The sequence below is a fragment of the Pseudomonas sp. 2835 genome, from assembly GCF_050435905.1.
GTDB lineage: Bacteria > Pseudomonadota > Gammaproteobacteria > Pseudomonadales > Pseudomonadaceae > Aquipseudomonas.
Genome location: NZ_JBNDLE010000043.1, coordinates 1 through 2,591 on the forward strand (window position 1 = coordinate 1; position 2,591 = coordinate 2,591).

1 protein-coding gene is annotated in these 2,591 nt (G+C 60.2%); it reads left to right on the forward strand.

Annotated elements, in window-relative coordinates; genetic code table 11:
* Nucleotides 1-2,591, forward strand: a 2,591-nt coding sequence (locus tag ABIE20_RS27610; RefSeq protein WP_429508731.1) for an immunoglobulin-like domain-containing protein, incomplete at both ends; no start/stop codon positions are given.

The following is a 2,591-nucleotide window of genomic DNA, read 5'->3' on the forward strand; positions in this document are numbered from 1 at the left end:
ACTGTCACTTTGACCGCAACGCCAAGCGTCACTGAAGGCGGCGTCGTCACCTATACCGCCTCCGTCACTGCGCCAGTGACCGGCTCTGCACTGGTGATCAACCTGGCCAACGGTCAGCAAATCACCATTCCGGTCGGCCAGAGTTCGGGCACTGTGGACTTCGTTGCACCAAACAACGTGCACACCACCAACCCGGATCTGACCAACAGCATCACCGGTACTTCGGGCGGTAACTACGAGAAGCTGGATACCGCGGGCAACCCGGTCACCACCGTTACCGACGGTCCAGGCACGGACGACACCACCGGCCTCAAGTTGACCGCCACCGGCTCCGTCGCCGAAGGCGGCGACATCATCTACACCGCTACGCTGACTAACCCGGCTGGCACCGAGATGAAAGTCACCCTGAGCAACGGTGAAGTCATCACCATCGCCAAGGGCCAGACCGAAGGCAGCATCACTGTTCCGGCACCGGAAGACGACGTCTACGTCGATGCTGGCGAAGTCAGCGTGACCGTGACTGGCACCACCGGTGGCGACTTCGAGAAGCTGGCTGTGGATAACACTCCGGCCGTGACCGAAGTCACCGATACCATCGATACGTCGACTGTCACTTTGACCGCAACGCCAAGCGTCACTGAAGGCGGCGTCGTCACCTATACCGCCTCCGTCACTGCGCCAGTGACCGGCTCTGCACTGGTCATCAACCTGGCCAACGGCCAACAGATCACCATCCCGGTCGGCCAGAGTTCGGGCACTGTGGACTTCGTTGCACCAAACAACGTGCACACCACTAACCCGGACCTGACCAACAGCATCACCGGTACTTCGGGCGGTAACTACGAGAAGCTGGATACCGCGGGCAACCCGGTCACTACCGTTACTGATGGCCCAGGTACTGACGACACTACTGGTCTGAAGCTGACCGCCACCGGCTCCGTCGCCGAAGGCGGCGACATCATCTACACCGCTACGCTGACTAACCCGGCTGGCACCGAGATGAAAGTCACCCTGAGCAACGGTGAAGTCATCACCATCGCTGCGGGTCAGACCGAAGGCAGCATTACTGTTCCAGCTCCAGAAGACGACGTGTACGTCGATGCCGGCGAAGTCAGCGTGACCATCACTGGCACCACCGGTGGTGACTTCGAGAAAGTCGAAGTCGACCCGGCTGCCGCTGTAACTGAAGTCACCGATACCATCGATACTTCGACCGTCACCCTGACCGCTACCCCAAGCGTCACCGAAGGCGGCGTGGTTACCTACACTGCTTCGGTTACTGCTCCGGTGACTGGTTCTGCGCTGGTGATCAACCTGGCCAACGGTCAGCAAATCACCATCCCTGTGGGTTCCAGCTCCGGCACCGTGGACTTCGTTGCACCAAACAACGTGCACACCACCAACCCGGACCTGACCAACAGCATCACCAGCACCACCGGTGGTAACTACGAGAAGCTGGACACTGCGGGCAACCCAGTGACCACCGTTACCGACGGTCCAGGTACTGATGACACCACTGGCCTGAAACTCACTGCCACCGGCTCCGTCGCCGAAGGCGGCGAGATCGTCTACACCGCTACGCTGACCAACCCAGCCGGCACCGAGATGAAAGTCACCCTGAGCAACGGTGAAGTGATCACCATTGCCGCAGGTCAGACCGAAGGCAGCATTACTGTTCCAGCTCCAGAAGACGACGTGTACGTCGATGCGGGCGAAGTCAGCGTGACCATCACTGGTACCACCGGTGGTGACTTCGAGAAAGTCGAAGTCGACCCGGCTGCCGCTGTAACTGAAGTCACCGATACCATCGATACTTCGACCGTCACCCTGACCGCTACCCCAAGCGTCACCGAAGGCGGCGTGGTTACCTACACTGCTTCGGTTACTGCTCCGGTTACCGGCTCCGCGTTGGTCATCAACCTGGCCAACGGTCAGCAGATCACCATCCCGGTCGGCCAGAGTTCGGGCACTGTGGACTTCGTTGCACCGAACAACGTGCACACCACTAACCCGGACCTGAGCAACAGCATCACCGGTACTTCGGGCGGTAACTACGAGAAGCTGGATACTGCGGGTAACCCGGTGACCACCGTTACTGATGGTCCAGGCACCGATGACACTACCGGTCTGAAACTCACCGCCACCGGCTCCGTCGCCGAAGGCGGCGACATCATCTACACCGCCACGCTGACCAACCCAGCGGGCACCGAGATGAAAGTCACCCTGAGCAACGGTGAAGTCATCACCATCGCCAAGGGCCAGACCGAGGGCAGCATTACTGTTCCGGCACCGGAAGATGACGTCTACGTCGACGCCGGTGAAGTCAGCGTGACCGTGACTGGCACCACCGGCGGAGACTTCGAAAAACTGGCTGTGGATAACACTCCAGCCGTCACCGAAGTGACCGATACCATCGACACTTCGACTGTCACCCTGACCGCTACCCCAAGCGTCACCGAAGGCGGCGTGGTTACCTACACTGCTTCGGTTACTGCTCCAGTGACCGGTTCCGCGCTGGTGATCAACCTGGCCAACGGTCAGCAGATCACCATCCCTGTGGGTTCCAGCTCCGGCACCGTGGACTTCGTTGC